The sequence below is a fragment of the Roseovarius sp. MS2 genome (assembly GCF_051447875.1).
GTDB lineage: Bacteria > Pseudomonadota > Alphaproteobacteria > Rhodobacterales > Rhodobacteraceae > Roseovarius > Roseovarius mucosus_A.
Genome location: NZ_JBKHVF010000001.1, coordinates 2,363,438 through 2,387,831, shown reverse-complemented (window position 1 = coordinate 2,387,831; position 24,394 = coordinate 2,363,438). Strand labels below are relative to the sequence as shown.

Sequence of the window (24,394 nt, the reverse complement as noted above, 5' to 3'; positions counted from 1 at the left end):
GATACGCTAAAGGGTGATGCGCATGCCATTCGACGCCATGGAGGATCTGCCCGATGACGCGCTTTTGGCGCGGTTCGCGGACGGTGACGCCATGGCCGCGCGCCTCCTCACGCTGCGCCTGACACCGCGCGTCATGGCGCATGCCTACCGCCTCTTGGGCAACCGCACCGAGGCCGAGGATGTAGCGCAAGAGGCGCTCTTGCGGCTCTGGCGTCAGGCCCCCGATTGGCGACCCGGCGAGGCCAAGGTCAGCACTTGGCTTTACCGCGTGGTGGCCAATCTTTGCATCGACCGGCGCAGACGGGCGCGCGGCGGCAATCTGCCGCTTGATGCGATACCAGAGCCCGAGGATGAACAGGCCAGCGCCGCCGAACGGATGCAGGACCGCGCCCGCGCCGACGCGCTGCAATCCGCGCTCGATCAGTTGCCCGAACGGCAACGCCAAGCGGTGGTGCTGCGCCATATCGACGGGTTGGCGAACCCCGAGATTGCCGAAATCATGGACGTGACCGTCGAGGCGGTCGAAAGTCTGACCTCACGCGGCAAGCGCGCACTCAGCGCGCTTCTGGCGGGGCGACAAGAGGAGTTGGGATATGTCGATGAGCGATAAGGATCAGGATATTGGCGGGCTTGGCGCGTTTTTTGACGCCGCCCGCGCCCATCCGCCCGCACCGTCGGCAGAGTTGCTGGCGCGCGTGCTCAGCGATGCCGAGGCCGAACAGGTCTGGATCACCCGCCGGACTGAGGCCGCCCGCGCCGCGCCGCGCTCTGGTCTTTTGGAACAGCTCTATCGCCTCTTGGGCGGTTGGCCCGCTATGGCCGGGCTGACAACGGCCGTTGTGGCGGGCGTCTGGATCGGCACCACCCTGCCCGAGGGGCTATCTGGCAGCAACGAGGCGGCCTATCTGGTCGATATCACACCCGAAGCGGTGTTTGAACTGGCAGGAGATTTCTGATGACAGAGCAGCAGGGCACTGGCCGGACCAAGCCTTGGGTGCGGGCGCTTTTGGTGGCCTCTCTGGCGCTGAACCTTGCGGTGGCGGGGTTGGCAGCGGGCTGGGCGCTGCGCCATGGCGGCGATCACGCCGGTCATCACCCCTCGCGGCTCGATATGGCCGGTGGGCCGCTCACGCGCGCTCTCTCGGATGCCGACCGCCGCGCCATAGGCCGCGCGATGCGGGACGCATGGCGCAGCCGCACGAACAACGGCCCAAACATCGGCGAGAGTTTCGACGCGCTTGTGATCGACCTGCGCGCCGTGCCGTTTAACGCTGACCGGGTCGCGGCCCAGATGCGCACCCAGCGCGATGGGTTCGCCGCGCGCTTTGAGATGGGACAGGAGGTGCTTTTGACACATCTCGCCGCCATGTCCGACGCCGACCGCGCCGCCTATGCCGACCGGCTCGAGGCGCAGATCGCCGAATACCGCGCCAAACGCGAAAAACATCGAAAAGACTGACAGCGCTCAGCCGTGCCGCAAAGCACGCGGCGTGGTGCCATACTGCCGCCGCAGCGCGCGGGTCAGCGCCGCAGGCGATTCGTAGCCCGAGCGCAGCGCAATCTCCGCCATACCCAGCCGCGTGTTCTCGACCAGCTTGCGCGCCGCCGCCAAGCGCAGATGCCGGTACACCGCCCCCGGCGGTGCCCCAAGGCCCGCCCGAAACCGTCGATCCAGCGTGCGCGGCTGGCACGATAACCGCCGTGCCAGATCGCTCAGCGACAAGGGCCGCTCGACATGATCGCGCATCAATCCCAACGCCCGGCGCACCAGCGGATCGCCCACGGCCACATCCTCGCGTGTCGGGGTCACTGGCGGATCGCCATGAAGAAACAGCGCCTCGACATCCAGCCGCACCGCCATGCCCAAGTGATCGCTGATCAGCCCCAGCGTCAGATCAAGCGCCGACATCGCCCCCGCACAGGTCATCCGCGTGCCATCGCGCAGCACCCGCGCGCGCTCTGGCGTGACCGTCAGAAACCGCTCGGTAAAGGCATCCAGCAAATCCCAATGCACCGTCGCCCGCCGCCCATCCAATAGCCCCGCCGAGGCCAAAAGCCACGGCCCGCTATCCAGCCCCACCGTCACCCCCGCCCGCCGCGCCGCCGCTTGCAACGCGCGACGCGCGGCGGCAGTGTCGTGCCGGTCGTGATCATAACTTGCCAGCACAAAAAGGTAATCGCAGGCCGTCAGCGCCCCCAACCCGCCATGCGCCAGCACCTCGATCCCACTGGACGAGCGCGCAGGCGCGCCGTCCAACGTCAGGATCTGCCAGTCAAAGCCACGGCGCGGCCCCAGCGTATTTGCGGCGCGCAGCGGCTCCAGACAATTGGCAAGGCACAGGTTTGAAAACCTGTCAAAGAGCAACAGCGCGATACGCACCGGGGCGTTTGGTGATTTTGTCCATTCCAGCATGATTATTGTCTGATACGGCAAAATCAAAAGCCATACCAGCACGCTAGGCTGGCCCAAACACACAAACCGGAGGATGCCATGCCGCTCACCATGAACCGCGAGGTTTTCATTACCTGTGCCGTCACCGGATCGGGCGCCACCCAAGACAAAAGCCCGCATGTCCCCCGCTCGCCCAAAGACATCGCCGAAAGCGCCATTGCCGCCGCCAAGGCGGGGGCCGCCGTGGTGCATTGCCATGTGCGCGACCCCGAAACCGGCGCTCCCTCGCGCGATCTCAAACTCTTTCGCGAGTTGACCGACCGCATCCGCGACAGCGACACCGATGTTGTGCTGAACCTGACGGCGGGCATGGGCGGCGACATGATCTTTGGCGGGGTGGAATCCCCCCTGCCCCTCTCACCCAAGGGCACCGATATGGCAGGGGCAACCGAACGTGTCGCCCATGTCGCCGAATGCCTGCCCGAGATTTGCACGCTCGATTGCGGCACGATGAATTTCGCCGAGGCCGATTATGTGATGACCAACACCCCCGGCATGTTGCAGGCCATGGGCCGGATGATGACCGAATTGGGCGTAAAACCCGAGATTGAGGCGTTTGACACCGGCCACCTTTGGTATGCCAAGCAATTGGTCAAGGATGGCATTCTGGAACCCGATGCGCTGGTGCAGCTTTGCATGGGCGTGCCATGGGGCGCACCGGATGATCTCAACACCTTCATGGCGATGGTCAACAACGTGCCAGACACTTGGACTTTTTCCGCCTTTTCGCTGGGCCGCCACCAAATGCCCTATGTCGCGGCTTCTGTGCTGGCAGGCGGGCATGTGCGCGTCGGGCTCGAGGATAACCTCATGCTCGACCGTGGCGTTTTGGCCACCAATGCGCAACTCGTGGAAAAGGCAAAGGGCATCATCGAGGGCTTGGGCGCACGCCTCATGACCCCCGCCGAGGTGCGCCAGAAACTGCGCCTCACCAAACGGGCCCCGCGCGGATGAGCCAGCGCGTCGTGATCACCGGCGGCGCGTCGGGGATCGGGCAGCGCTTGGCCGAACGCTTTGCCGCGCGCGGCGACCGGGTGGCGATTTGCGATGCCGATGGCGATGCGGTGGCCCTTATGCAGGCGGACCACCCTTTGATGATCGCCCGTCAGGCGGATGTGACCAACGAGGCGCAGATGACCGCCTTTCTGGGGCATGTCGAGGCCACATGGGGCGGGGCCGATGTGCTCTGCGCTAATGCTGGCACCGGCGGCCCCGCAGGCCGGATCGAGGATCTCGATTATGCCGCATGGCAGGCCTGTGTTGGCGTCAATCTCTTTGGCACCTTTCTCGCCTGTCGCTGGGCGGCGCGGGTGATGCGGGCGCAAGGCGCGGGGCTGATCCTGATCACCACCTCCACCTCTGGCCTGCACGGCGTGCCCTATCGCACCCCCTATGTGGCCGCCAAATGGGGGCTGGTGGGGCTGACCAAGACACTGGCGATGGAGCTTGGCCCCGCCGGTGTGCGCGTCAACGCCATCGCCCCCGGCGCGGTCGAAGGCCCGCGGATGGAGCGTGTGGTGGAAATGGAGGCCCGCGCTTCGGGCCGGACCGAGGATGAGGTCCGCACGCTCTATGCGCGGGGCACCAGCCTGCGCACATGGGTCACGGCGGATGATCTGGCGGATATGGCGCTGTTCCTCGCCTCCCCCGCCGCAAGCAAGGTAACGGGCCAGATACTGGCCGTGGACGGACATACGGAGAGCATGGTTTAATGACGAGAACAGCAGCAATCATCGGCGGCGGTGTGATCGGCGGCGGCTGGGCCGCGCGTTTCCTTCTCAATGGCTGGGATGTGCGGGTGTTCGACCCCGATCCCGAGGCCGCGCGCAAGATCGACGCCGTGCTGGCCAATGCCCGCCACGCCCTGCCCATGCTTTATGACGTTGCCCTGCCCGCCGAGGGGCACCTGACCTTTCATACAACCCTATCCGAAACCGTCATGGGCGCGGACTGGATACAAGAAAGCGTGCCCGAACGGCTGGACCTGAAACACAAGGTCTTCCAAGCGCTGCAAGAGCATTGCGACGCAGGGGCGATCATCGGCTCCTCCACCTCAGGCTTCAAACCCTCGGAATTGCAAGACGGTGCCGCGCGCCCCGAACAGATCGTCGTCACACATCCGTTCAACCCGGTCTATCTCTTGCCCCTCATCGAACTGGTCACGACCGAGAAAAATCCCCCCGCCCTCATCACCCGTGCCAAGGATATCCTCACCTCGCTCGGTCATTTCCCGCTGCATGTGCGCCGGGAAATCGACGCCCATATCGCCGACCGCTTCCTCGAGGCGGTGTGGCGCGAGGCGCTCTGGCTCGTCAAGGACGGCATCGCCACCACCGAGGAAATCGACAACGCCATCCGCTACGGCTTTGGCCTGCGCTGGGGGCAAATGGGCCTCTTTGAAACCTACCGCATCGCGGGCGGCGAGGCGGGCATGAAACATTTCATCGACCAGTTCGGCCCTTGCCTGTCGTGGCCCTGGACCAAACTCATGGATGTGCCGGAACTGACGGATGAACTGGCCCAGACGATCGCCGATCAGTCCGACGCGCAATCCGGCCACCTCAGCATTCGCGAACTCGAACGCAAACGCGACAATAACCTTGTCGCCATGCTGCGTGCGCTGCGCCAACAGGGCAATGCAGCGGGGCGGCTGATCAACCAACACCAGCAGACGATCAAGACCACCCTCACCGACGCCCCCCCCATCACCAGCGCCCGCCGCGTCATTCCCGCTGACTGGACCGATTACAACGGCCATATGAACGAGGGGCGCTTTGGTCAGCTTTTCAGCGATGCCGCCGATGCGGTGATGACCCATGTCGGGGCCGATACAGCCTATATCGCTGGCGGGCTGAGCTATTTCACCGTCGAGAACACCATCAGCTTTCTGGCCGAGGCGCATGCCGGCGAGCATATCCGCGTCGAGACGCGCGTCACCCAAGGCGAGGGCAAGAAACTCCGCTGCTTCCACGAAATGAAACGCGAGAGCGATGGCGCGCTCCTCGCCACCTCGGACCAGTTCATGCTGCATGTGGATCTCAAGTCCCGCAAATCCTGCGATCCGCGCGCCGATGTGCTGGCGCGGGTCGTGGCATTGGCCAAACAGCACAAGGAGGCCTGAGATGCATTTCGGACTGACCGACGAGCAAGAAATGATTGTCGGAGCGGTGCGCCGCTTTGTCGAGAATGAGATATACCCCCATGAGCCCCTTGTTGAGCGCACCGGCGAAGTGCCCCCCGAAGTGGCCCAAGCCATCAAGCAAAAAACCATCGACCTTGGGTTCTACGCCTGCAATTTCCCCGAGGCCGTCGGCGGCGCAGGGCTGAGCCATCTCGAGTTTGCCCTTGTCGAGCGCGAACTCGGGCGCGGCTCCATGGCGCTCACGCATTTCTTTGGGCGACCGCAGAATATCCTGATGGCCTGCACGGGCGAACAGATCGAGCGTTACCTCTTGCCAGCGGTGCGCGGCGAGAGGATGGATGCCCTCGCGATGACCGAACCGGGCGCCGGATCAGACGTGCGCGGCATGAAATGCGCCGCGCGACGCGACGGGGGTGACTGGGTGCTCAACGGCACCAAACATTTCATCTCGGGCGCGGATCACGCCGATTTCGTCATCGTCTTTGTCGCCACCGGCGAGGATCAGACCGACACGGGGCCCAAGAAACGCATCACCACCTTCCTCGTGGATCGCGGCACGCCGGGCTTCACAATCCGCGACGGCTATAAATCCGTCAGCCATCGCGGCTACAAGAACATGGTGCTTGAATTCGACGATTGCCGCCTGCCCGATGCCCAGGTTCTGGGCGAGGTGGATGGCGGCTTTGCCGTGATGAACGAATGGCTCTACGCCACCCGGATCACCGTGGCCACGATGGCGGTCGGGCGCGCACGCCGCTGCTTTGACCACGCGCTGCGCTACGCGGCAGAGCGGGAACAATTCGGGCAGGCCATTGGCAAATTCCAAGGCGTCAGCTTTCAGCTGGCCGATATGATCACCGAAATCGACGCGGCCGATCTTCTGACCCTCAACGCCGCGTGGCGTCTGGATCAGGGCCTGCCCGCCAACCGCGAGATCGCCAGCGCCAAGCTCTACGCCTCCGAAATGCTGGCCCGCGTCACCGATGCCACGCTGCAAATCCACGGCGGCATGGGGCTGATGGATGACCTGCCCATCGAACGCTTCTGGCGCGATGCACGGGTCGAACGCATCTGGGACGGCACATCCGAGATTCAGCGCCACATCATCAGCCGCGAAATGCTGCGGCCCCTCGGCGCATGAGACGGATCGCCGCCTGCGGCGCCGACACGCCGGGGGGCGCCGCCCCCCGGACCCCCCGAGGTATTTTGGGCCAGATGAAACAGGCGCACCCCCTGCCCGTTACGGACAGGGGGCTTCACCTGGCGCGGTCATCGGCTCCTCAGCCTGTACCGCCCTGTCAAACTGCCGCAAAATGGTTAACCAACCCTTTCATCTGGCCCAAAATACCTCGGGGTGAATGGCCCGCAGGGCCAGAGGGGCAGCGCCCCTGCTCTTCTCTTGTCCAAAGTGCCACACGATGACCCGTGACCTTTCTCGCCTGCTGCGCCCCGCCTCCATCGCCGTGATCGGCGGCGGCACATGGTGCGCCAATCTTATCCGGCAATCTGTGGCCATGGGCTTTGCCGGGCCGGTCTGGCCGGTGCATCCGACCAAGGCAGAGATCGGCGGCGCGCGCGCCTATCCCGCGCTATCCGCCCTGCCCGGCGTGCCCGATGCGGTCTTTGTCGGCGTCAACCGCGACGCCACCATTGCCAAAATCGCGCAGCTTCGGGAGATGGGCGCGGGCGGCGCTGTCTGCTTTGCCGCAGGTTTTCTCGAGGCCGAGGCCGAGCTGGGCGACGGCGCTGAGATGCAGGCGCGCCTGTTGCACGCCGCGGGCGACATGCCGATCATCGGCCCGAATTGCTATGGCTTCGTCAACTATCTCGATGGCGCGCTCCTCTGGCCCGATCAGCATGGTGGGCAACGCTGCAAGAGCGGCGTGGCAATCCTCACGCAAAGCTCGAACATCGCGATCAATCTCAGCATGCAGGCGCGCGGCCTGCCCATTGCCTATCTGATGACCGTGGGCAATCAGGCACAGCTGGGCCTGTCGGCGCTTGGCCGCGCGCTGTTAGAGGATCCCCGCGTCACCGCCCTTGGCCTGCATATCGAGGGGGTGGGCGATCTGCGCGCCTTCGAGGCGCTGGCACAGGCGGCGCGCCGGGCAGGCAAGCCCATCGTCGCACTGAAATCCGGGCGCTCTGATCAGGCGCGCGCCGCCACGCAATCGCACACCGCCTCTTTGGCCGGGAGCGGGGCCGGGGCGGCGGCCCTCTTGGCGCGATTGGGAGTTGCGCAGGTCACGTCCCTGCCGCAGATGCTGGAGACCCTGAAACTCTTGCATTTTGCAGGCCCGCTGCCCGGCAATGCCGTGGTCTCGATCTCTTGCTCGGGCGGCGAGGCAAGCCTGATGGCCGACACCGCACTTGATCACGCCCTCACCCTGCCACCGCTCACGCCAACACAATCCCGCGCCCTGCGCGCCGCACTTGGGCCACGGGTGGCGCTGGCCAACCCTTTGGATTACCACACATTCATTTGGGGTGACGCGGCCGCCATGGCCGCCACCTTTGCCGCCGCTCTTGATGGCCCTGCCGATATCGGCGTGATGATCGCTGATTTTCCACGCCCCGACCGCTGTGATCCCTCCGCTTGGGACTGCATATTCGAGGCAGGCGCAGAGGCGCAGCGCCGGGTGGGCAAACCGCTCGCGCTCATCGCGACCCTGCCCGATTGCCTGTCAGAGAGCGTGGCCGAGCGCGCCATTGCAAGCGGATTGATCCCGCTTGCCGGGCTGGATGATGGGCTCACCGCCATCGCCCGCGCCGCGTGGCTGGGACAGGCGCGCAGCACGCCTTTGCCGCTCCTCTTGCCCGGCACGCCGACGCAGCCCCGCACCCTGACCGAGGCCGAGGCCAAGGCGGCGCTCGCCGCCCACGGGCTGCGCATCCCACAGGCGCGCCGTGCCGCAACACCCGCCGAGCTTACCACAACCCTCAGCGACATGGCTTTGCCGCTGGTCATCAAGGCCGAGGGTCTGGCGCATAAGACCGAGGCAGGCGGCGTGATCTTTGTCCACCACGCGGACGACCTTGCCGAGGCTCAGGCCAAGGCCCGCGCCATGCCCTGCCAAAGCTGGCTCATCGAAGAGATGATCGCGGCCCCTATCGCGGAACTGCTGATCGGTGTGCTGCGCGACCCGGCGCATGGGTTTGTGCTGACCTTGGGCGCAGGCGGCACGCTGACCGAAATCCTGCGCGATACAACCAGCCTGCTCTTGCCGGTGACAGAGGCCGACCTCACCCAAGCCCTCAGCCACCTGCGCACAGCACCCCTGCTGGGCGGCTATCGTGGCCAGCCCGCCGCCAACCACGCCGCCATTCTGAAGGCGGTCATGGCCGTTCAGGACTATGTGATCGCCCATGCCGCGACCCTCGAAGAGGTGGAAATCAACCCGCTCCTCTGCACCGCATCGGATGCGGTCGCCGTGGATGCGCTCATCACCAAGGGAGAGAGACCATGACCGACACGCCCATTCGCACCGAACGCAACGGGGCCGTGCTTGAGGTGACATTGGATCGCCCACGCGCCAACGCCATAGACGCCGCGAGCAGCCGGATCATGGGTGAGGTGTTCCGCGACTTCCGCGACGATCCCGAGCTGCGCGTTGCCATCCTGACCGGCGCGGGCGGAAAATTCTTTTGCCCCGGCTGGGATCTCAAATCCGCCGCCGAGGGCGAGGCCCCCGACAGCGATTATGGCGTTGGCGGCTTTGGCGGATTGCAGGAATTGCGCGGGCTGAACAAGCCGGTGATTGCCGCGATCAATGGCATCGCCTGTGGCGGCGGGCTGGAACTGGCGCTCTCAGCAGATATCATTCTGGCCGCAGATCACGCCACCTTCGCCCTGCCCGAAATCCGCTCGGGCACCGTGGCCGATGCGGCCAGTGTCAAACTGCCCAAGCGTATCCCCTATCACATCGCCATGGAGCTTTTGATCACGGGCCGCTGGTTCGATGCAAAAGAGGCCGCGCACTGGGGGCTGGTCAACCACATCCACCCCGCCGACCGGCTGATGGACGAGGCGCGCGCCATGGCCCAGACTATCGCCGCCGGACCACCGCTGGTCTATGCCGCGATCAAGGAAATCGTGCGCGAGGCCGAGGCCATGCGCTTTCAGGATGCGATGAACCGCATCACCCGGCGACAGTTCGAGACTGTGGATACCCTCTACGCCTCGGACGATCAGAAAGAGGGCGCGCGCGCCTTTGCCGAAAAACGCGATCCTGTGTGGAAAGGGCGCTGACGAGGTTTCGATTGGCCAGAGCGGGGAATGGCCTGCAGGGGACATTGGACCTGTGCGATGAGCCGCGCGGTCGCTGGGCCGGGGACTAGCGATGCAACGGCAGTGACTGCCACTTAATGCAAGCAAAGTCCGTATGACTTGAAAGAGATGCGCTACATCTCAAAATCGCTAGGCCGCGGGACGGCCCAGCGATCGCGCGGCGCCCTTCGGGCTTGATTCCGCGCGTAAGCGCTTGGGGCCAATGTCCGCTTCAGGCCAAAACCCGTCCTGCCTCCTCACAGCCCCTCAAATCCGTCCGAACACAGCCGCCAGAATCTCGCTCAGCCGCGCCGCATCCTCTTCGGTAAAGGCCGCCGGTTGATCGCTGTCGATGTCGAACACCGCAATCAGCCGCCCCGCCCCGTCGCGCACCGGCAGCACAATCTCTGAGCGGGTGGAACTCGCACAGGCGATATGATCCGGAAATGCCTCGACATCCGGCACCAATTGCACCGTGCCCGTGCGCGCCGCCGCACCGCAAACCCCGCGCGAAAACGGGATGCTCAGGCAGCCATGCCCGCCCTGATAAGGCCCGATCTTGAGCATCTCAGGCGCGGTGACACGGTAAAACCCGGTCCAGTCGAACCGATCATCCGCATGGTGCACCTCGCACACCACCGTAGCCATGAGCGCAACGGCGTCGCTCTCCCCTTCGGTAAGCGCGGCGATGGTGCGGGCGATATGGTCATAATCAATACGCATGACAGCCCTATGCCACGGCCCAAGCGCCAAGGCCAGAGCCTGCATGCAGCCTTTGGGTTGCATCCTGTGTCCACCCATGGCAGAGACGCGCCCGCGATAAAATTACGACATGGACTATAAGGAATACGACAGATGTCCCGGCTGACCCTGCACCGCAACCAGACCCGTGATCTTGAACCTCTGGCACGCCTTTTGACCGACAAGGATGATCTTGCGCTGGTCAATCCACAGGCCAGCCATCCGTTTGACGCACGCGAATGGGCGCTGAAATGGGTGGGCGACCTTGAGGACGAAACCTTTTATCTCTGTGATGAGAACGGGCAAGAAGTGGGCTTTTTCGCCCTGCGCGTGGGCGTCGGCCCCGAGGTGCGCCACCTCACCTATGTGTTTGTCGAAGAACGCATGCGCGGCGGCACCGGCGAGGTGCTCTTGTCCCTCGCCGAAGAGGCCGCCCGCCAACTCAAGGCGCTGACCATCACCCTCAAGGTCGAACTCGACAACGCGCCCGCGCTCAACCTCTACCGCAAGGCGGGGTACGAAGAACTGTCGCGCCGCCGGGGCATGGCCACCATGCGGCGCGATCTCGAGGCGGCCTGAGGGGCGTCAGACCCGCTCAATCGCAATCGCCGTGCCTTCGCCGCCACCGATGCAGATGGCGGCCACACCACGGCGCAGCCCGCGTGTTTCCAACGCATTGAGCAGCGTCACCATGATCCGCGCGCCGGACGCCCCAATCGGATGACCCAGCGCACAGGCCCCACCATTGACGTTAAGCCGCTCTCGCGCCACGCCCATCTCGTGCATGAACGCCATCGGCACCACCGCAAAGGCCTCGTTCACCTCCCAGAGATCGACATCCGCCACGCTCCATCCCAGCCGGTCCAAGAGCTTGCGCGCCGCAGGCACCGGGGCGGTGGTAAAAAGGCCGGGGGCCTGCGCATGGCTCGCGTGCCCCATGATCCGCGCGCGCACCTGTAGGCCCCGCGCCTCGGCCGCCGCGCGCGACGCCAGCACCAGTGCCGCAGCACCATCGCTGATCGAGCTGGAATTGGCCGCCGTCACCGTGCCCTCCGCGCGAAACGCGGGTTTCAGCGTCGGGATTTTCTCGGGCCGCGCCTTGGCGGGTTGCTCATCCGCAGAGATCACCACCTCGCCCTTGCGCCCCCGCACCGTCACCGGCGCAATCTCACGCGCGAACGCCCCCGAGGCTTGCGCGTCAAGCGCACCTTGTAACGAGGCCAGCGCATAGGCATCCTGCGCCTCACGGGTGAATTGAAACACTTCGGCGCAATCCTCGGCAAAGGTGCCCATCAGGCGGCCCTTGTCATAGGCATCCTCGAGCCCATCAAGGAACATATGATCGACCACCTGCGCATGACCCAGCCGCGCGCCGCCCCGCATCTTGGGCAAAAGATAGGGCGCGCCCGACATCGATTCCATGCCGCCCGCGATCATCACCTCGGCATGACCCAAGGCAATCTGGTCAAAGGCCATCATCGCCGCCTTCATCCCCGACCCGCACATCTTGTTGAGCGTGGTGGCAGGCACCTCTTCGCCAAGCCCCCCCAGAAAACCGGCCTGCCGCGCCGGGGCCTGCCCCTGCCCCGCAGGCAGCACACAGCCCATCAAGACCTCGTCCACGGTCTCAGCCCCGGCATCCAGCAGTGCCGCGCGAATCGCAGCGCCGCCCAGTTCTGCCGCCGGCACACCCTCGAAATCGCCCTGAAATCCACCCATGGGCGTGCGCGACGCCCCGGCAATCACCACCTCTTGCATCTTTGCCTCCTCGCAAATCCTGATCCTGCATACCGAATGGTAAGGAATTGGGTCTAGCGTGCCCTGTATTACTACGTATCCTGCCGGAGGCACCATGGACTTGCACGCCACTCACCATCCCGACCTGACCATCATCACCGTGGCCGAGGCGCGTATCGACGCCGCCGCCGCCATCCGCTTCAAGGACGCCATGCGCGCCGCCACCGCCACCGGGGCGGGGCATGTGGTGCTCGATCTTGGCAATGTCACCTTTGTCGATTCAAGCGGCCTTGGCGCCCTCGTCGCCGCGATGAAACAAATGGGCGGCGAGCGGCGGCTCGACCTCGCCTGTCTTACCCCCGATGTGGCCAAGGTGTTTCGCCTCACACGGATGGATACGGTGTTCACCATCCATGACGATCTGCGCACCCTCCAATCCCGCGCAACAGGGTGATCGGGCAGGATGGGCGGCCCCATGATGACCCTTGCCAGAGGTCGCGCGCCGTGATCCCCGATCCTGCGGCTCAGCACCTCACGCTTCACACCCGTGCCTCAAACCTCGCCGTGCGCGAGGTGCTGGCGCGCACCCGCGACTGGCTGCACGCCTGCGCCATGCCCGATGAGGCATGTGGCACCGTCGAACTCGTGCTGGCCGAGGCGCTGAACAATATCGTGGAACATGCCTACCCGCCCGAGACCCCCGGCGACATCCAGATCGCGCTTGCGCTTCATCCGGCCCGGCTTGTCGCCATACTCAGCGATCAGGGCGCGGCCCTGCCCGGCCTTTGCCCCCCCGACGGCCTCTTGCCCGAGCATGACGTCGCGCGCGGTGCCTTGCCCGAGGGCGGGTTTGGCTGGTTTCTGATTCGCGATCTTACCGACCAGATCGACTATCGCCGCGCCGCCGGATGCAACCATTTGACCCTCGAATTCCACCGCGCCCCGCTCTGACACAACCCTAGGGTTAGACCGCCGCAATCTTACCTTAATCCCGGCCAACTCGCGCCGCAGAACCCCGTCATACCGAAACCCGTAGCTGCATATGGCTTCCCTCGGCGTCGCGTGTAATTGCCCCCACCCAGCGCGCGGCGTCGAGGCTTACTCTTCTCCCCCGATTGGCAAAGCCGCAAACTGCGCCTAGTGTCCCCCCATCACGGACACAAGGACAAGACATGCGCGACTTTCACAAGCCCGGCCGCTCGGCCACCTTTTCCACCAACGGAATGTGCGCGACCTCGCACCCGCTTGCGGCCAAAACCGCCATCGACATTCTCGAACGCGGCGGCAATGCCATGGACGCGGCGATTGCTGGCGCGGTCCTCTTGGGCATTTGCGAACCGCAAATGACCGGCATCGGCGGCGATTGCTTCGTCCTCTTCACCAAACCGGGCGATCCCACCATCCACGCGCTCAATGGCTCTGGCCGCGCGCCCGCCGGGGCCTCTGCCGCCGCCCTGCGCGCCGCAGGCCATGACACCGTGCCACTTCAAAGCGCACATGCCGTCACCGTCCCCGGTGCCATCGACGCCTTTTGCCGCCTCAGCGCCGATCACGGCCGGCTTGGCCTCGATACCCTCCTCGCCCCCACGATCCGCTATGCCGAAGAGGGCGTGCCAGTGGCCCCCCGTGTGGCCTTTGACTGGCCCACGGCGGGTGCCGCGCTTCAGGGTCATGGCCTCACCCATTACATGCCCTCAGGCACGCCGCCCACAGCAGGCCAGATGTTCCGCGCCCCCGGTCAGGCCGAGGTGCTGCGCCGCATCGCCCGCGACGGGCGTGCCGCCTATTACGAAGGCGAAGTGGCCGAGGACATCATCACCACGCTCAACGCCTTGGGCGGCACCCACACAGCGGCCGATTTCGCCAACCAACACAGTGACTATACCACCCCGGTCAGTGGCGACTACAAAGGCGCCAATCTGGTCGAGCATCCACCAAACGGCCAAGGTGCCACCGCGATTCTGCTGCTCAACATCCTGAAACATTTCGACATTGCCGGAATGGACCCGTTTGGCGTCGAACGCACCCATATCGAGGCCGAAGCAACCAAACTGGCCTATGACGCGCGCAACCGCTTTATCGCCGACCCCGATCACATGCGCAAACTCGACTATATGCTCTCAGACGAGACCGCCGCAAAACTCGCCGCGCTGATTGATCCCAAACGCGCCATGGCCGCCGCCAAACCCCTGACCGAGGCCGTGCATCGCGACACGATCTATATCACCGTGGTGGACCGTGACCGCATGGCGGTGTCGCTGATCTATTCCATCTTCCACGGTTTCGGCTCTGGCATCGCGTCTGAAAAATTCGGCGTTCTGCTGCAAAACCGTGGCGCAGGCTTTACGCTGGAAGAGGGGCATCCCAACGAACTCGGCGGCGGCAAACGCCCGATGCACACGATCATTCCCGGCATGTTGGTGGAAAATGGCCGCGTAACCATGCCCTTCGGCGTGATGGGCGGCTCGTATCAATCAACGGGGCATGCACGTCTGGTGTCGAACCTGCGCGATTTCGGGATGGACCCGCAATCCGCCATCGACGCGCCGCGCGCCTTTGCCGATCCTCTGGGCCTCAACCTTGAGCGGGGCTATGGCGACGCTGTGGCGCAGACCCTCGCCGATATGGGCCACGACATCCTGCGCATGCCCGGCCCCATTGGCGGCGCGCAGGCGATCTATATCCATGACGATGGCGTGCTTGAAGGTGGCAGCGACCCGCGCAAGGACGGCTGCGCCTTGGGCTATTGATCAGGCAACACAGGGAGGGTGGGTGCAAACCCACCCTCGCCCACTCAATTCAACTGGAAATGCAGCGGATAATGCCCATCCTCGAACGGACCAAACAGGTCCGGAATATCGGGATGGCCCACCGGTTCGCCGGAATAATCGGCGACAAGATTCTGTTCACTCACATAGGCCACATAGTAGCTTTGCTCGTTTTCCGCGAGCAGGTGATAGAACGGCTGTTCCTTGGATGGGCGGCTATCCTCGGGAATCGAGGCATACCATTCCTCGGTATTCGAGAATTGCGGATCGACATCAAAGATCACCCCGCGGAACGGGTGTTTCTTGTGACGGACCACTTGGCCCAGATGGTATTTTGCACGTGTTTTAATCATATCGCGTTTGCCCCTAATGCCAGAGTGTAAACCTTTCAAGGGTGGTTTGTCCAACAGTCGGCTGAATCATGCGAGAAACAGTCTGTGAACGTAGGCGTTACAGCGCTGCAGCGCGCAACCGCGGCGAATTCGTGATTTCCCCCGGCCAGAATTTCCAGTAAACTGCATAAAAAAAGAGAGCGAGAGGCATATGAGCAGAACTCTTCGCGCGTTGATGGTGTTGTTTGTGCTGGCTTCCTGCGGCGGTGGCGGCACGGGCTATGGCACCGCCCCGCGCAATCTAGACCACGCATGCGCCATTCTGGACGAGCGCCCCGAATACGCCCGCGCCTTCCGCGCGACAGAGCGGAAATGGGGCGTGCCCGCCCATGTGCAGATGGCCACGATCTATCAGGAAAGCAAATTCATCAGCGATGCGCGCACCCCGTTTCGCTGGACCCTTGGGGTGATTCCTACGGGCCGGGTCAGTTCGGCCTATGGCTATAGCCAGGCGCTGGACGGCACATGGGAGGAATACCAGCGCGAGACAGGCCGTTTCGCCGCTCAGCGCACCAATATTGCCGATGCCACCGATTTCATGGGCTGGTACATGGCCAAATCCAACCAGAGCCTTGGCATCCCGCTCACGGACGCGCGCAACCAGTATCTCGCCTATCACGACGGGCGCACCGGCTATGCCCGCGGCAGTTTCAACAGCAAGCCGTGGCTGCTGCGTGTCGCCGACAGTGTCGAAACCCGGTCACAAAATTACCGCGCGCAGCTTGGCACCTGTGCTCTTGGGCGCGGTCTGATCTGATCCTTGCTGGGCCTGCGGCGCGGGCTCAGCGATCCACCCGCATCCGCTCTTTGCCCGGAATGACGAAACTCTCGTCATTCAGCCGCACATCGCGCTGCATATCGCCCAGAACCACCGTGGTCTGGCTGCCGCTGCCGTCATGGATCACCCATTGACGCAATTCCACGGGGCTGCCGGTAAAGACCAGATCAATGCTGCCATACTCAGGATTCGCCGGGTCCTGCGCGCGCACCGTGGTCGAGGTGCCGTCGCTCGCATGTCCCACCACCATCCGCTCGCGCGTCAGGTCCACATTGCGCGCCAGGATGATTTTCAGCGGCGTGCGGTGAAGTGGATAGCCCACCGGCCCATCATTCGAGCGCGGGTCGATAATCCCCACCGTATCGCCATCAGCCACCACCAGCGCCTGTTCGGGCGGGTCATATTCAAACCGCACCCGACCGGGGCGCTTGATCAAAATCCGGCCCGTGCTGATCGTGCCATCCTCGTTGATCTGGGTAAACGCACCTTGGGCGGTCCGCAAACCGTTCAGATAGTTTGAGATTTCCGGCAAAGACAGCTTTTCCGCCGCCGCCGGGAGGGCCATCGCCGCCCAGAGGACGGGAACCATAAGAAAACGCATCTTGTTCATACCCCACAGATAAGACACCCCGCGCGGGATTGCACCAGCGCGGGGCGTAAATTTTTCACAGCTGAGCGAGGCACCGCCGGTCCTACTGCGGCTCCGGCACCAGCACTTCGCGCTTGCCCACATGGTTCGAGGAACTGACCACGCCCTCATCCTCCATCTGCTCGACCAGACGCGCAGCCTTGTTATAGCCAATCGCCAGTTTCCGCTGGATATAAGAGGTCGAGCATTTGCGATCCTTGATCACAATCGCCACCGCCTGATCATAAAGCAGGTCATCACCCTCGGCCCCGCTGCCTGATGAAAGGCCCAGCACCGCATCAATGCTCTCGGCCTTGTCCTCATCCGGCCCTTGCAGCACCGATCCCACATAGGTCGGCGGGCCATAAGCCTTGAGGTGATTAACCACCTCCTCAACCTCTTCATCGCTCACAAAGGGGCCATGGCAGCGGGTGATCTTGCCGCCCCCCGCCATATAGAGCATGTCGCCCATGCCAAGAAGCTGCTCGGCGCCCATCTCGCCCAGAATGGTGCGGCTGTCGATTTTCGATGTCACCTGAAACGAAATCCGCGTCGGGAAATTCGCCTTGATCGTGCCGGTGATCACATCCACCGACGGGCGCTGTGTCGCCATGATAAGGTGAATACCGCTTGCGCGCGCCATCTGCGCCAACCGCTGAATACAGGCCTCGATCTCTTTGCCCGCCACCATCATCAGATCGGCCATCTCATCGACGATGACGACGATATAGGGCATCTTCTCGGGTGCGAATTCTTCGGTTTCAAACACCGGCTCGCCGGTGTCATCGTCAAACCCGGTCTGCACCGTGCGGCTGAACATCTCGCCCTTTTTCAGCGCCTCCTCGACCCGGCCATTATAGCCGTCGATATTGCGCACGCCCATCTTGGACATCTTGCGATAGCGGTCCTCCATCTCGGCCACCACCCATTTGAGCGCAACCACCGCCTTTTTCGGATCGGTCACAACAGGGGATAGCAGATGCGGAATGCCATCATAGACGCTCAGTTCCAGCATCTTGGGGTCAATCATGATCAACCGGCATTCTTCCGGCGTCAGCTTGTAGAGCAGGCTCAGGATCATCGTGTTGATCGCCACCGATTTGCCCGATCCCGTGGTCCCCGCAATCAGCAAATGCGGCATCTTGGCAAGGTTGGCCACAATGGGATCACCGCCAATATCCTTGCCCAAGGCCAAAGGCAGCTTTTGATTGCCATCGCCATAGGCCCGGCTTGACAGGATTTCCCGAAATCCAACCATCTCGCGGTTGTCATTGGGCAATTCGATCCCGATCACCGATCGCCCCGGCACGGTGGATACCCGCGCTGACAGCGCCGACATCGACCGCGCGATATCATCCGCCAGACCAATCACCCGGCTCGCCTTTAGGCCCGGTGCCGGTTCCAGCTCATACATCGTGACCACGGGGCCGGGGCGCACGCTGACGATCTCGCCCTTCACGCCGTAATCATCCAGCACATTCTCCAGCATCCGAGCGTTTTCTTCCAGCGACTCGTCGCTCAGATGATGGCGCTGAATATGCTCGGGGTCCGCCAATAGGCTGAGCGGCGGCAACTCATAAACCGGCTGCGCGGGGGCCTCAAAACGCAGCGCCGGCTGCGCTTCGGCCATGGCCCGCGACGACGGCTGCAAGGGCTTGCGCGGTGCATGTTGCACAACCTTGCGCGGCTCAGGCATCGGAATGCGCGGCGCAGGTGCCGCCATCTCGGGCGCATCATCTTGCCCAAATGCCTCGATCATCGCGTCGAAATCGTCGTCCTCCGTCACCTCCAACATGGGCGCGGCCATGCTCACCGGTGCGGCGGCGGCGCGCAGTAACGGCTCGGCCCTCAGCGGCGTTTGCACCACATGACGCGCCGTCAGCGGCGGCTCGGGCGGCAAAACACCACGCGGCGCAGTGTTCAGGATCAAAGGATCAGGCCCACGCCCCCGGCCCTTGGTCAGGGGGGCCACAGATGCGATCTGCACCGCCGGGCTTTGACGCACCCGCGCCTTGATCACATCGGAAATCTTGGCCCGGATCCGGTCATCACCGGGCATCTCGGCCTCGCCCTCATAGGTCGCGGCCTCTACCAATTCCGGCTCGGGCATGACCTCGGGCTTGCGCATCAGCATCGGCATCCGCGCCAACAGCCCACCGGGCTTGTCCACCGGCTGCGCAGGCTTGTGTGCGACCGGCGCGTGCCGCTGGGCTGTCAACGAAACGGGATCTGCGCGTCGCACCCGCGCGCCGTCCAGCGCAGGCTCTGCCCGCAGCGGCACCGCCGCGCGCGCAACAGCCGCCTCACCCCGGCGTGCGCGTCGTTCCGCCATCATGGCCTGCATCGCCTGCCCCGCTTGGGCTGCACCACCCGCGCCACGACCCATCGCTTTCATCAGCGCGGCATAGCACAGGATCACCCCCACCAGCAGAAAGCGGCCCATGCGCTGCAACTCTACCCGTGTAAAGCCCAGCACGAACGCCCCCATCCCAAGCACGCCAACCCCCAGCACCAACGACAAAAGCTTGAGCCCCACACTCGCCCCGACCGGCAGAATACCCAGCAAGGCCCCCAAAACCGTGTCACCAAAAAGCCCGCCCAAACCGAAACTATGGGTCTGCGCCCACTCCGCCCCCGGCGTCAACGACGCGGCATAGAGCGCCAGTATCGCCAGCCAGATCGGCGCGAAAATAAGCCGACCCATCGCCCGGTCCTCGCCCCGGTGCAGCGCCATGCGCGCGCCCCAGACCCCCAGAACAATGGCAAATCCCCAGGATCCCCAACCGATGATCATGAACAGCGGCGCCGCCACCGACGCGCCCAACCGGCCCATCCAGTTCTGCACCGGCGCATCCGTGGCCGACATCCAGCTTGGATCGTCCGGAGTGTAAGAGACCACCATCGCCGCCGCCATAAGCGCCACCGCCATCAGCACAAGACCCAGCAATTCCTTGCCGCGTTTCTCGATTGCCTCAGCCATGTTGCTGTCCAGCAAGGGGTCGCGCCCGCGCGTCTGATATGCCATCTCGTCCCTCGTCCTCAATCATCCATAGAGACAGGCGCGCAGCCGTCTCAAACCATCTGCCATCTCATCCTTGGGGGCCACCATCGCGACCCGAATATACCCCTGACCGGGGTTCACGCCGCCTGCCTCTTGGCTCAGATAGGCCCCCGGCAACACCCGCACGCCGGTTTCCTGCCAAAGCCGCAGCGTCGCCGCCTCGCCATCCTCGACCGGCAACCACAGGAAAAATCCTGCCTCCGGGCTGCGATAGCCGGGCAGATTGCCCAGAATCTCATCGGCAATCTCATATTTCTCGCCATAAAGACGGCGATTTTCGATCACATGCGCCTCATCCGCCCAGAGCCGCGCGGCCGCATGCTGCAACGGCATCGGCAAGGGCGATCCGGCATAATTGCGCAACTGCTTCATCTGCGCGATATTCTTGGGGCCAGAGGCAACAAAGCCCGAGCGCAGCCCCGGCAGGTTCGACCGCTTCGACAGGCTGTGAAACGCCACGATCCGCTCAGGATCAGCCCCCATCTCCTGCGCGACCTCCAGAATACCCACCGGCGGCGTATCGCGGTAAATCTCGGCATAGCATTCATCGGCGAAAATGCGGAAATCATAACGCTCCGCCAGCCCGATCAACTCGGCCCAATAGGCGCGGCTCGCCACTGTGCCCTGCGGATTGGCGGGCGAACACAGATAGGCCACCGTGACGCGGTTCAACACCTCTTCGGACAGCGCCGCGAAATCCGGCAAATGCCCGGTTTCATGGGTGGCGTTCAGGAAAATCGGCTCCGCCCCCACGCTCAGCGCCGCCACCATATAGACCTGATAAAACGGGTTCGGTGCCAGCACGACCGGGCGCTTGCCGCCCTTCACTTCGGGGCTGAGCGCCATCATCGCATTATAAAGCCCCTCGCGTGTGCCGTTCAGCGCCATGATCCGGCTTGCCGGATCAAGCGTCACGCCATAGCGCCGCCCCACCCAATCGCCGGCCGCCTGCAACAACTCAGGCATGCCCTCATTGACGGGATAAGAGTTAAAGCCATCGGCATTTTCTGCAATGACATCAACGATCCAGCGCGGAAACGCGTGCTTTGGCTCGCCAATCGTCATATGCACGACCTCTCCGCCGGGCGCATGAGCGTCAAGCAGGGTCCGCAGACGCGGAAACGCATAGGCCGGTAGGTTCGCAAACCGCTCGGGAAACATCTGATACTGCCTCAAGGTTCGGGATCATTCGCGTCCCGTTTCCCTGAATCTACCCAAGCCCTGCCCTCAGGTCCAGCAAAACCAAGGGCCTAGCCCCCGAATTGTGGCATTTTTGGCAAGGCGCTCAGCTTTCATCGTTCTGAAAAACCGCATTGCGACCCGGCCTCACGCGCTCTGGCCACAGTATGAGCGCTTAGGCCGCCGTTAATTGCCCGCCCTGCCAGCCCGTGACACGCGCCCGCACAATCTGGCCTTCGGGGTGATCGCGGTCGAAAACCACCTCGGTGAATTGCTCGGTCCGGCCCATGCGCGGGGCCTCCATCAGCACGGCATGCTCGCGCCCCTGCTGTGCGGCCAGATGGGCGGCAACCCGCCCCTCACCGGCGGCCCGCAACCGCGCGGCGCGTGCCTTGATCGCCGGGCCTTTGACTTGCGGCATCCGGGCGGCTGGCGTGCCGGGGCGAGGCGAATAGGGAAACACATGCAGCCATGTCAAATGACACTCCTCGACCAGCCGCAGCGAGTTTTCAAACGCCGCTTCGGTCTCGGTCGGAAAGCCTGCGATAATATCCGCGCCAAAGGTCATCTCGGGCCGCAAGCGCCGCGCCTCTTCGGCAAAGCGGATGGCATCGTCACGCAAATGCCGCCGCTTCATCCGCTTGAGGATCAGATCATCGCCATGTTGCAGGCTCAGGTGCAGATGCGGCATCAGGCGCGGCTCTGTGGCAATCGCCTGCATCAGGTTTTCATCCACCTCGATGGAATCAATCGACGAAATCCGCAGGCGCGGCAAATCTGGCACCAGCCGCAAAATCCGCATCACCAGATCACCCAGTTTGGGTGCCGCGGGCAAATCCGCCCCCCAGCTTGTCAGGTCCACGCCGGTCAGCACAACCTCGTTATACCCCGCCCCCACCAAGCGCTTGATCTGCTCGACCACGACGCCCGCAGGCACAGAGCGCGAATTGCCCCGGCCATAGGGGATGATGCAAAAGGTGCAGCGATGATCGCAGCCGTTTTGCACCTGCACATAGGCGCGGCTGCGGCTGCCGAATCCGTCAATCAGATGCCCCGCCGTTTCGCGCACCGACATGATGTCATCAACCAGCACGCGCTCGGTCTCGCCGATAAAATCGCCCGCCAGCCGCGCCCATGTGTCCGCCGCCATCTTTTCGGTATTGCCGATGACCGCATCCACCTCGGGCATTGCGGCAAAGGTTTCCGGCTCGGTCTGCGCGGCGCATCCGGTCACGATCAACCGCGCCTCCGGGTTCTCGCGCCGCAAGCGCCGGATTTCCTGCCGCGCCTTGCGCACCGCCTCGGATGTCACAGCACAGGTGTTGACGATGACGGCATTGCCCAGCCCCGCTTGGCCCGCCAACTCCTTCATCGCCTCGGTCTCATAAGCGTTCAGGCGACAGCCCAGCGTGGTGAATTTCGGCGCTTGGCTCATCTCTGCGCCGCCAGAAACGCGGGCGTGAACACGCCGCTTGCCACATGTGCGGTCTCGCCGGTCATCCAGACGCCATCCTCGCGCCAATCGACATGGATCGTGCCACCATCCAGATCAACCCGCACCGCGCGCCCCGTTAGGCCCCGCCGCGCCGCCGCCACCGCCGTCGCACAGGACGACGAGCCAGAGGCCAGCGTCACCCCAACCCCCCGCTCCCAGACCCGCATGCGGATATGGTCGGGGCCAATCACCGTGGCCACCTGCACATTGGTCCGCTCAGGATAAAGCGGGTGATGCTCATAACGCGGCCCGAATTGCGCCAGCGGCACCGCCTCGGCATCGGCCACGAAAAACGTGCAATGCGGATTGCCCATGCCCGTGGCCACCGGCCCGCCCTCGATGGGCAATTCCAGCGTATCCATCGCCTCAGCCAGCGGGATCTCGGCCCAGTCAAGCTGCGGCTGCCCCATGTTCACCGATGTCAGCCCGCCACCGGCATCCACCGCCACCAGCGCGCCGCGCGCCGTGCTCAGCTCCAGCCGCGCCTTGCCGCTCTCGTCCATCAGGTGCCGCGCGATACAGCGCGTGGCATTGCCGCACGCCGCAGAGGTCGAACCGTCGGCGTTGTAAAAGGTCAAATGTGCATCGCCCATGCCTTGAGAGATCACCGCCAATTGATCGAATCCAATGCCCCGATGCCGGTCGGCGATGGCCATGATCAACGCAGGCGTCAGCCCCAGATCGCGGCCACGCCCATCCAGCACGACAAAATCGTTTCCCAGCCCATGCATTTTGAAAAAGGGCAGCCCGGTATGATCAACTTGGTCCATGCTCGCGCATATAAACCGCGCCTCGCGACGAATCCAGCAGATCGCGGAATAATCTTGCACTTTCGGGGTTGACCCCCCGCCCCGCTCTTTCTAGATAGCGCGTCTAGTGGGCCGTTAGCTCAGTTGGTAGAGCAACTGACTTTTAATCAGTGGGTCGCAGGTTCGAATCCTGCACGGCTCACCACTACTCAAAAAATGGGCGTAAGAAACCCGATGCGATATGCCGTTCAGCGCGCGTGCAATAGCGCTGAATGGCCAAGAGCGGCGACCGTTAAGTCGCCGCCCTCTCGTGGTTTTTGGGCCTATCGGCTCAATCTGGGGCGCAGATCTGCGCCACGCCCCATATCGCCGCGCTAAGCCAGATCAATCGTCCAGACGCTCGACCACGGTTGTTGCATAGGCATCGACCAGGGCCGCGTAGAAATCGTCTTGCGACGGCTCGATCGTGACCCAACCTTCGGGGGCCGGGGTATCGCCGCTGACAGCGGTCATTTGCAACGCATAGCTGCCGATCTGTTCATCGGGATTCTCCAGGCTATCGGCATTGGTGGCAACGGCATCGTTAAGCCCCTCAAAGGTCGAAACCGTCCCTTCCAGCTGGTTGAACTCGCCGGTATCCGGCAGGATCGTATCGCCATCAATCGCCACTTTGTTGATCTCAACTGCGATTCTTGGCGCGTCAGCGGTATCATTCAGCGTCACTTTCGACGCGATCGCCGTGGCAAGGTCCGCCTCAAGGGTCGGCCAATATTTCAGGACATTGTTGTCCGCGTAAGCGCTGAGATCCACCTTGACGTCAAGGCCCGAGAGGGTCTTGTCCATGGCCAGAACTGGGCCAACGCTGGCCAAAGTCATCCCGGTGAAAAGTGCTGTCGTAAGAAGCCGTTTCATTGCAAAGTCTCCTTCTATGGGTCGTATCAAACCCGCAATGCATCAGATGCGGCGGGCCGGTGACACGCACGCCTGTGTGGCGTGATGTGCTCA

Annotated in this window: 24 protein-coding genes and 1 tRNA gene; 15 read left to right on the top strand and 10 right to left on the bottom strand. The window is 63.8% G+C overall.

The genetic code is table 11. The annotated features are described in order from the left end of the window. Positions 1-16 precede the first annotated feature (16 nt). From ACLGGT_RS11700 to ACLGGT_RS11690, 3 genes are read left to right on the top strand one after another with little or no spacing between them, the layout of a single operon-like run. Positions 17-610, top strand: coding sequence for an RNA polymerase sigma factor (locus tag ACLGGT_RS11700; RefSeq protein WP_437196206.1), 594 nt, complete (start codon positions 17-19; stop codon positions 608-610). After that, positions 594-956: a hypothetical protein gene (locus ACLGGT_RS11695; RefSeq protein ID WP_232279157.1), complete on the top strand. Its 363-nt coding sequence runs from the start codon at positions 594-596 to the stop codon at positions 954-956. Before ACLGGT_RS11700 ends, ACLGGT_RS11695 begins: the two co-directional genes overlap by 17 nt. Continuing rightward, positions 956-1,459 carry a periplasmic heavy metal sensor gene (locus ACLGGT_RS11690; RefSeq protein ID WP_008279805.1) on the top strand — a complete coding sequence of 168 codons (504 nt, stop codon included), beginning with the start codon at positions 956-958 and terminating at the stop codon, positions 1,457-1,459. The genes ACLGGT_RS11695 and ACLGGT_RS11690 overlap by 1 nt, the downstream gene beginning before the upstream one ends. Positions 1,460-1,465: 6 nt before the next feature. On the opposite strand, the gene ACLGGT_RS11685 is transcribed toward ACLGGT_RS11690, so the two are convergent. After that, positions 1,466-2,413: a GlxA family transcriptional regulator gene (locus ACLGGT_RS11685; RefSeq protein ID WP_151978457.1), complete on the bottom strand. Its 948-nt coding sequence runs from the start codon at positions 2,411-2,413 to the stop codon at positions 1,466-1,468. A gap of 78 nt (positions 2,414-2,491) precedes the next feature. Between ACLGGT_RS11685 and ACLGGT_RS11680 the strand changes: the two genes are divergently transcribed. The 6 genes from ACLGGT_RS11680 (at position 2,492) to ACLGGT_RS11655 (ending at position 9,843) form a co-directional block, all read left to right on the top strand. Then, on the top strand, positions 2,492-3,406 hold the full coding sequence (locus ACLGGT_RS11680; RefSeq protein ID WP_151978455.1) for a 3-keto-5-aminohexanoate cleavage protein: 915 nt from the start codon (positions 2,492-2,494) through the stop codon (positions 3,404-3,406). Further along, on the top strand, positions 3,403-4,164 hold the full coding sequence (locus ACLGGT_RS11675; protein ID WP_437196203.1) for an SDR family oxidoreductase: 762 nt from the start codon (positions 3,403-3,405) through the stop codon (positions 4,162-4,164). Before ACLGGT_RS11680 ends, ACLGGT_RS11675 begins: the two co-directional genes overlap by 4 nt. Beyond that, positions 4,164-5,573, top strand: a complete 1,410-nt coding sequence (locus ACLGGT_RS11670; RefSeq protein WP_437196201.1) for a carnitine 3-dehydrogenase — start codon at positions 4,164-4,166, stop codon at positions 5,571-5,573. The genes ACLGGT_RS11675 and ACLGGT_RS11670 overlap by 1 nt, the downstream gene beginning before the upstream one ends. Position 5,574: 1 nt before the next feature. Next, positions 5,575-6,735, top strand: coding sequence for an acyl-CoA dehydrogenase family protein (locus ACLGGT_RS11665; protein WP_437196199.1), 1,161 nt, complete (start codon positions 5,575-5,577; stop codon positions 6,733-6,735). Positions 6,736-7,012: 277 nt separating this feature from the next. Beyond that, positions 7,013-9,061, top strand: a complete 2,049-nt coding sequence (locus ACLGGT_RS11660) for an acetate--CoA ligase family protein (protein ID WP_437196197.1) — start codon at positions 7,013-7,015, stop codon at positions 9,059-9,061. Further along, positions 9,058-9,843, top strand: coding sequence for a carnitinyl-CoA dehydratase (locus tag ACLGGT_RS11655; RefSeq protein ID WP_437196195.1), 786 nt, complete (start codon positions 9,058-9,060; stop codon positions 9,841-9,843). The genes ACLGGT_RS11660 and ACLGGT_RS11655 overlap by 4 nt, the downstream gene beginning before the upstream one ends. 285 nt (positions 9,844-10,128) lie before the next feature. On the opposite strand, the gene ACLGGT_RS11650 is transcribed toward ACLGGT_RS11655, so the two are convergent. Beyond that, positions 10,129-10,584, bottom strand: coding sequence for a GAF domain-containing protein (locus ACLGGT_RS11650; protein ID WP_037297256.1), 456 nt, complete (start codon positions 10,582-10,584; stop codon positions 10,129-10,131). A 132-nt stretch (positions 10,585-10,716) separates the two neighbouring features. Between ACLGGT_RS11650 and ACLGGT_RS11645 the strand changes: the two genes are divergently transcribed. Beyond that, positions 10,717-11,181 carry a GNAT family N-acetyltransferase gene (locus ACLGGT_RS11645; RefSeq protein ID WP_008279795.1) on the top strand — a complete coding sequence of 155 codons (465 nt, stop codon included), beginning with the start codon at positions 10,717-10,719 and terminating at the stop codon, positions 11,179-11,181. Positions 11,182-11,187: 6 nt separating this feature from the next. Here the strand turns inward: ACLGGT_RS11645 and ACLGGT_RS11640 are convergent, their stop codons facing one another. After that, on the bottom strand, positions 11,188-12,360 hold the full coding sequence (locus ACLGGT_RS11640; RefSeq protein ID WP_422002531.1) for a thiolase family protein: 1,173 nt from the start codon (positions 12,358-12,360) through the stop codon (positions 11,188-11,190). A gap of 94 nt (positions 12,361-12,454) precedes the next feature. Here ACLGGT_RS11640 and ACLGGT_RS11635 point away from each other — a divergent pair, with 94 nt between their 5' ends. The 3 genes from ACLGGT_RS11635 (at position 12,455) to ACLGGT_RS11625 (ending at position 15,089) form a co-directional block, all read left to right on the top strand. Further along, entirely contained in the window at positions 12,455-12,793 is a 339-nt protein-coding gene (locus tag ACLGGT_RS11635) for an STAS domain-containing protein (RefSeq protein WP_437196192.1), read from the top strand. 50 nt (positions 12,794-12,843) lie between these two features. Then, entirely contained in the window at positions 12,844-13,290 is a 447-nt protein-coding gene (locus tag ACLGGT_RS11630) for an ATP-binding protein (protein WP_437196190.1), read from the top strand. A gap of 221 nt (positions 13,291-13,511) precedes the next feature. Then, positions 13,512-15,089: a gamma-glutamyltransferase family protein gene (locus ACLGGT_RS11625; protein WP_437196188.1), complete on the top strand. Its 1,578-nt coding sequence runs from the start codon at positions 13,512-13,514 to the stop codon at positions 15,087-15,089. Between the two features lie 44 nt (positions 15,090-15,133). Here the strand turns inward: ACLGGT_RS11625 and hspQ are convergent, their stop codons facing one another. Beyond that, positions 15,134-15,460, bottom strand: a complete 327-nt coding sequence (gene hspQ / locus ACLGGT_RS11620; protein WP_008283234.1) for a heat shock protein HspQ — start codon at positions 15,458-15,460, stop codon at positions 15,134-15,136. Positions 15,461-15,650: 190 nt separating this feature from the next. Here hspQ and ACLGGT_RS11615 point away from each other — a divergent pair, with 190 nt between their 5' ends. After that, entirely contained in the window at positions 15,651-16,256 is a 606-nt protein-coding gene (locus tag ACLGGT_RS11615) for a lytic transglycosylase (RefSeq protein ID WP_008283233.1), read from the top strand. 25 nt (positions 16,257-16,281) lie between these two features. Here ACLGGT_RS11615 and ACLGGT_RS11610 read toward each other — a convergent pair whose 3' ends face one another. The 5 genes from ACLGGT_RS11610 to dapF form a co-directional block, all read right to left on the bottom strand. Next, positions 16,282-16,887, bottom strand: a complete 606-nt coding sequence (locus ACLGGT_RS11610) for a LolA family protein (RefSeq protein ID WP_008283232.1) — start codon at positions 16,885-16,887, stop codon at positions 16,282-16,284. Between the two features lie 82 nt (positions 16,888-16,969). Then, on the bottom strand, positions 16,970-19,930 hold the full coding sequence (locus tag ACLGGT_RS11605) for a DNA translocase FtsK 4TM domain-containing protein (RefSeq protein WP_437196185.1): 2,961 nt from the start codon (positions 19,928-19,930) through the stop codon (positions 16,970-16,972). Between the two features lie 18 nt (positions 19,931-19,948). Beyond that, positions 19,949-21,127, bottom strand: a complete 1,179-nt coding sequence (locus tag ACLGGT_RS11600; protein WP_008283230.1) for an aminotransferase class I/II-fold pyridoxal phosphate-dependent enzyme — start codon at positions 21,125-21,127, stop codon at positions 19,949-19,951. A gap of 193 nt (positions 21,128-21,320) precedes the next feature. Continuing rightward, complete coding sequence (mtaB, locus tag ACLGGT_RS11595; protein ID WP_008283229.1) at positions 21,321-22,580, bottom strand: tRNA (N(6)-L-threonylcarbamoyladenosine(37)-C(2))-methylthiotransferase MtaB; 1,260 nt, start codon at positions 22,578-22,580, stop codon at positions 21,321-21,323. Then, positions 22,577-23,410 (bottom strand): diaminopimelate epimerase, encoded by an 834-nt coding sequence (gene dapF / locus ACLGGT_RS11590; protein ID WP_081507851.1) that lies wholly within the window; start codon positions 23,408-23,410, stop codon positions 22,577-22,579. Before dapF ends, mtaB begins: the two co-directional genes overlap by 4 nt. Positions 23,411-23,518: 108 nt before the next feature. Between dapF and ACLGGT_RS11585 the strand changes: the two genes are divergently transcribed. Beyond that, a tRNA-Lys gene (locus tag ACLGGT_RS11585) sits at positions 23,519-23,594 on the top strand. 179 nt (positions 23,595-23,773) lie between these two features. On the opposite strand, the gene ACLGGT_RS11580 is transcribed toward ACLGGT_RS11585, so the two are convergent. Then, positions 23,774-24,301, bottom strand: coding sequence for a hypothetical protein (locus ACLGGT_RS11580; protein WP_008283227.1), 528 nt, complete (start codon positions 24,299-24,301; stop codon positions 23,774-23,776). Between the last annotated feature and the right edge of the window lie 93 nt (positions 24,302-24,394).

Excerpts from the sequence above, each read along its gene's own strand:
- ACLGGT_RS11700 (WP_437196206.1), top strand. The coding sequence starts at position 17 with ATGCGCATGCCATTCGACGCCATGGAGGATCTGCCCGATGACGCGCTT.
- ACLGGT_RS11695 (WP_232279157.1), top strand. The coding sequence starts at position 594 with ATGTCGATGAGCGATAAGGATCAGGATATTGGCGGGCTTGGCGCGTTT.
- ACLGGT_RS11690 (WP_008279805.1), top strand. The coding sequence starts at position 956 with ATGACAGAGCAGCAGGGCACTGGCCGGACCAAGCCTTGGGTGCGGGCG.
- ACLGGT_RS11685 (WP_151978457.1), bottom strand. The coding sequence starts at position 2,413 with ATGCTGGAATGGACAAAATCACCAAACGCCCCGGTGCGTATCGCGCTG.
- ACLGGT_RS11680 (WP_151978455.1), top strand. The coding sequence starts at position 2,492 with ATGCCGCTCACCATGAACCGCGAGGTTTTCATTACCTGTGCCGTCACC.
- ACLGGT_RS11675 (WP_437196203.1), top strand. The coding sequence starts at position 3,403 with ATGAGCCAGCGCGTCGTGATCACCGGCGGCGCGTCGGGGATCGGGCAG.
- ACLGGT_RS11670 (WP_437196201.1), top strand. The coding sequence starts at position 4,164 with ATGACGAGAACAGCAGCAATCATCGGCGGCGGTGTGATCGGCGGCGGC.
- ACLGGT_RS11665 (WP_437196199.1), top strand. The coding sequence starts at position 5,575 with ATGCATTTCGGACTGACCGACGAGCAAGAAATGATTGTCGGAGCGGTG.
- ACLGGT_RS11660 (WP_437196197.1), top strand. The coding sequence starts at position 7,013 with ATGACCCGTGACCTTTCTCGCCTGCTGCGCCCCGCCTCCATCGCCGTG.
- ACLGGT_RS11655 (WP_437196195.1), top strand. The coding sequence starts at position 9,058 with ATGACCGACACGCCCATTCGCACCGAACGCAACGGGGCCGTGCTTGAG.
- ACLGGT_RS11650 (WP_037297256.1), bottom strand. The coding sequence starts at position 10,584 with ATGCGTATTGATTATGACCATATCGCCCGCACCATCGCCGCGCTTACC.
- ACLGGT_RS11645 (WP_008279795.1), top strand. The coding sequence starts at position 10,717 with ATGTCCCGGCTGACCCTGCACCGCAACCAGACCCGTGATCTTGAACCT.
- ACLGGT_RS11640 (WP_422002531.1), bottom strand. The coding sequence starts at position 12,360 with ATGCAAGAGGTGGTGATTGCCGGGGCGTCGCGCACGCCCATGGGTGGA.
- ACLGGT_RS11635 (WP_437196192.1), top strand. The coding sequence starts at position 12,455 with ATGGACTTGCACGCCACTCACCATCCCGACCTGACCATCATCACCGTG.
- ACLGGT_RS11625 (WP_437196188.1), top strand. The coding sequence starts at position 13,512 with ATGCGCGACTTTCACAAGCCCGGCCGCTCGGCCACCTTTTCCACCAAC.
- hspQ (WP_008283234.1), bottom strand. The coding sequence starts at position 15,460 with ATGATTAAAACACGTGCAAAATACCATCTGGGCCAAGTGGTCCGTCAC.
- ACLGGT_RS11615 (WP_008283233.1), top strand. The coding sequence starts at position 15,651 with ATGAGCAGAACTCTTCGCGCGTTGATGGTGTTGTTTGTGCTGGCTTCC.
- ACLGGT_RS11610 (WP_008283232.1), bottom strand. The coding sequence starts at position 16,887 with ATGAACAAGATGCGTTTTCTTATGGTTCCCGTCCTCTGGGCGGCGATG.
- ACLGGT_RS11605 (WP_437196185.1), bottom strand. The coding sequence starts at position 19,930 with ATGGCATATCAGACGCGCGGGCGCGACCCCTTGCTGGACAGCAACATG.
- ACLGGT_RS11600 (WP_008283230.1), bottom strand. The coding sequence starts at position 21,127 with ATGTTTCCCGAGCGGTTTGCGAACCTACCGGCCTATGCGTTTCCGCGT.
- mtaB (WP_008283229.1), bottom strand. The coding sequence starts at position 22,580 with ATGAGCCAAGCGCCGAAATTCACCACGCTGGGCTGTCGCCTGAACGCT.
- dapF (WP_081507851.1), bottom strand. The coding sequence starts at position 23,410 with ATGGACCAAGTTGATCATACCGGGCTGCCCTTTTTCAAAATGCATGGG.
- ACLGGT_RS11580 (WP_008283227.1), bottom strand. The coding sequence starts at position 24,301 with ATGAAACGGCTTCTTACGACAGCACTTTTCACCGGGATGACTTTGGCC.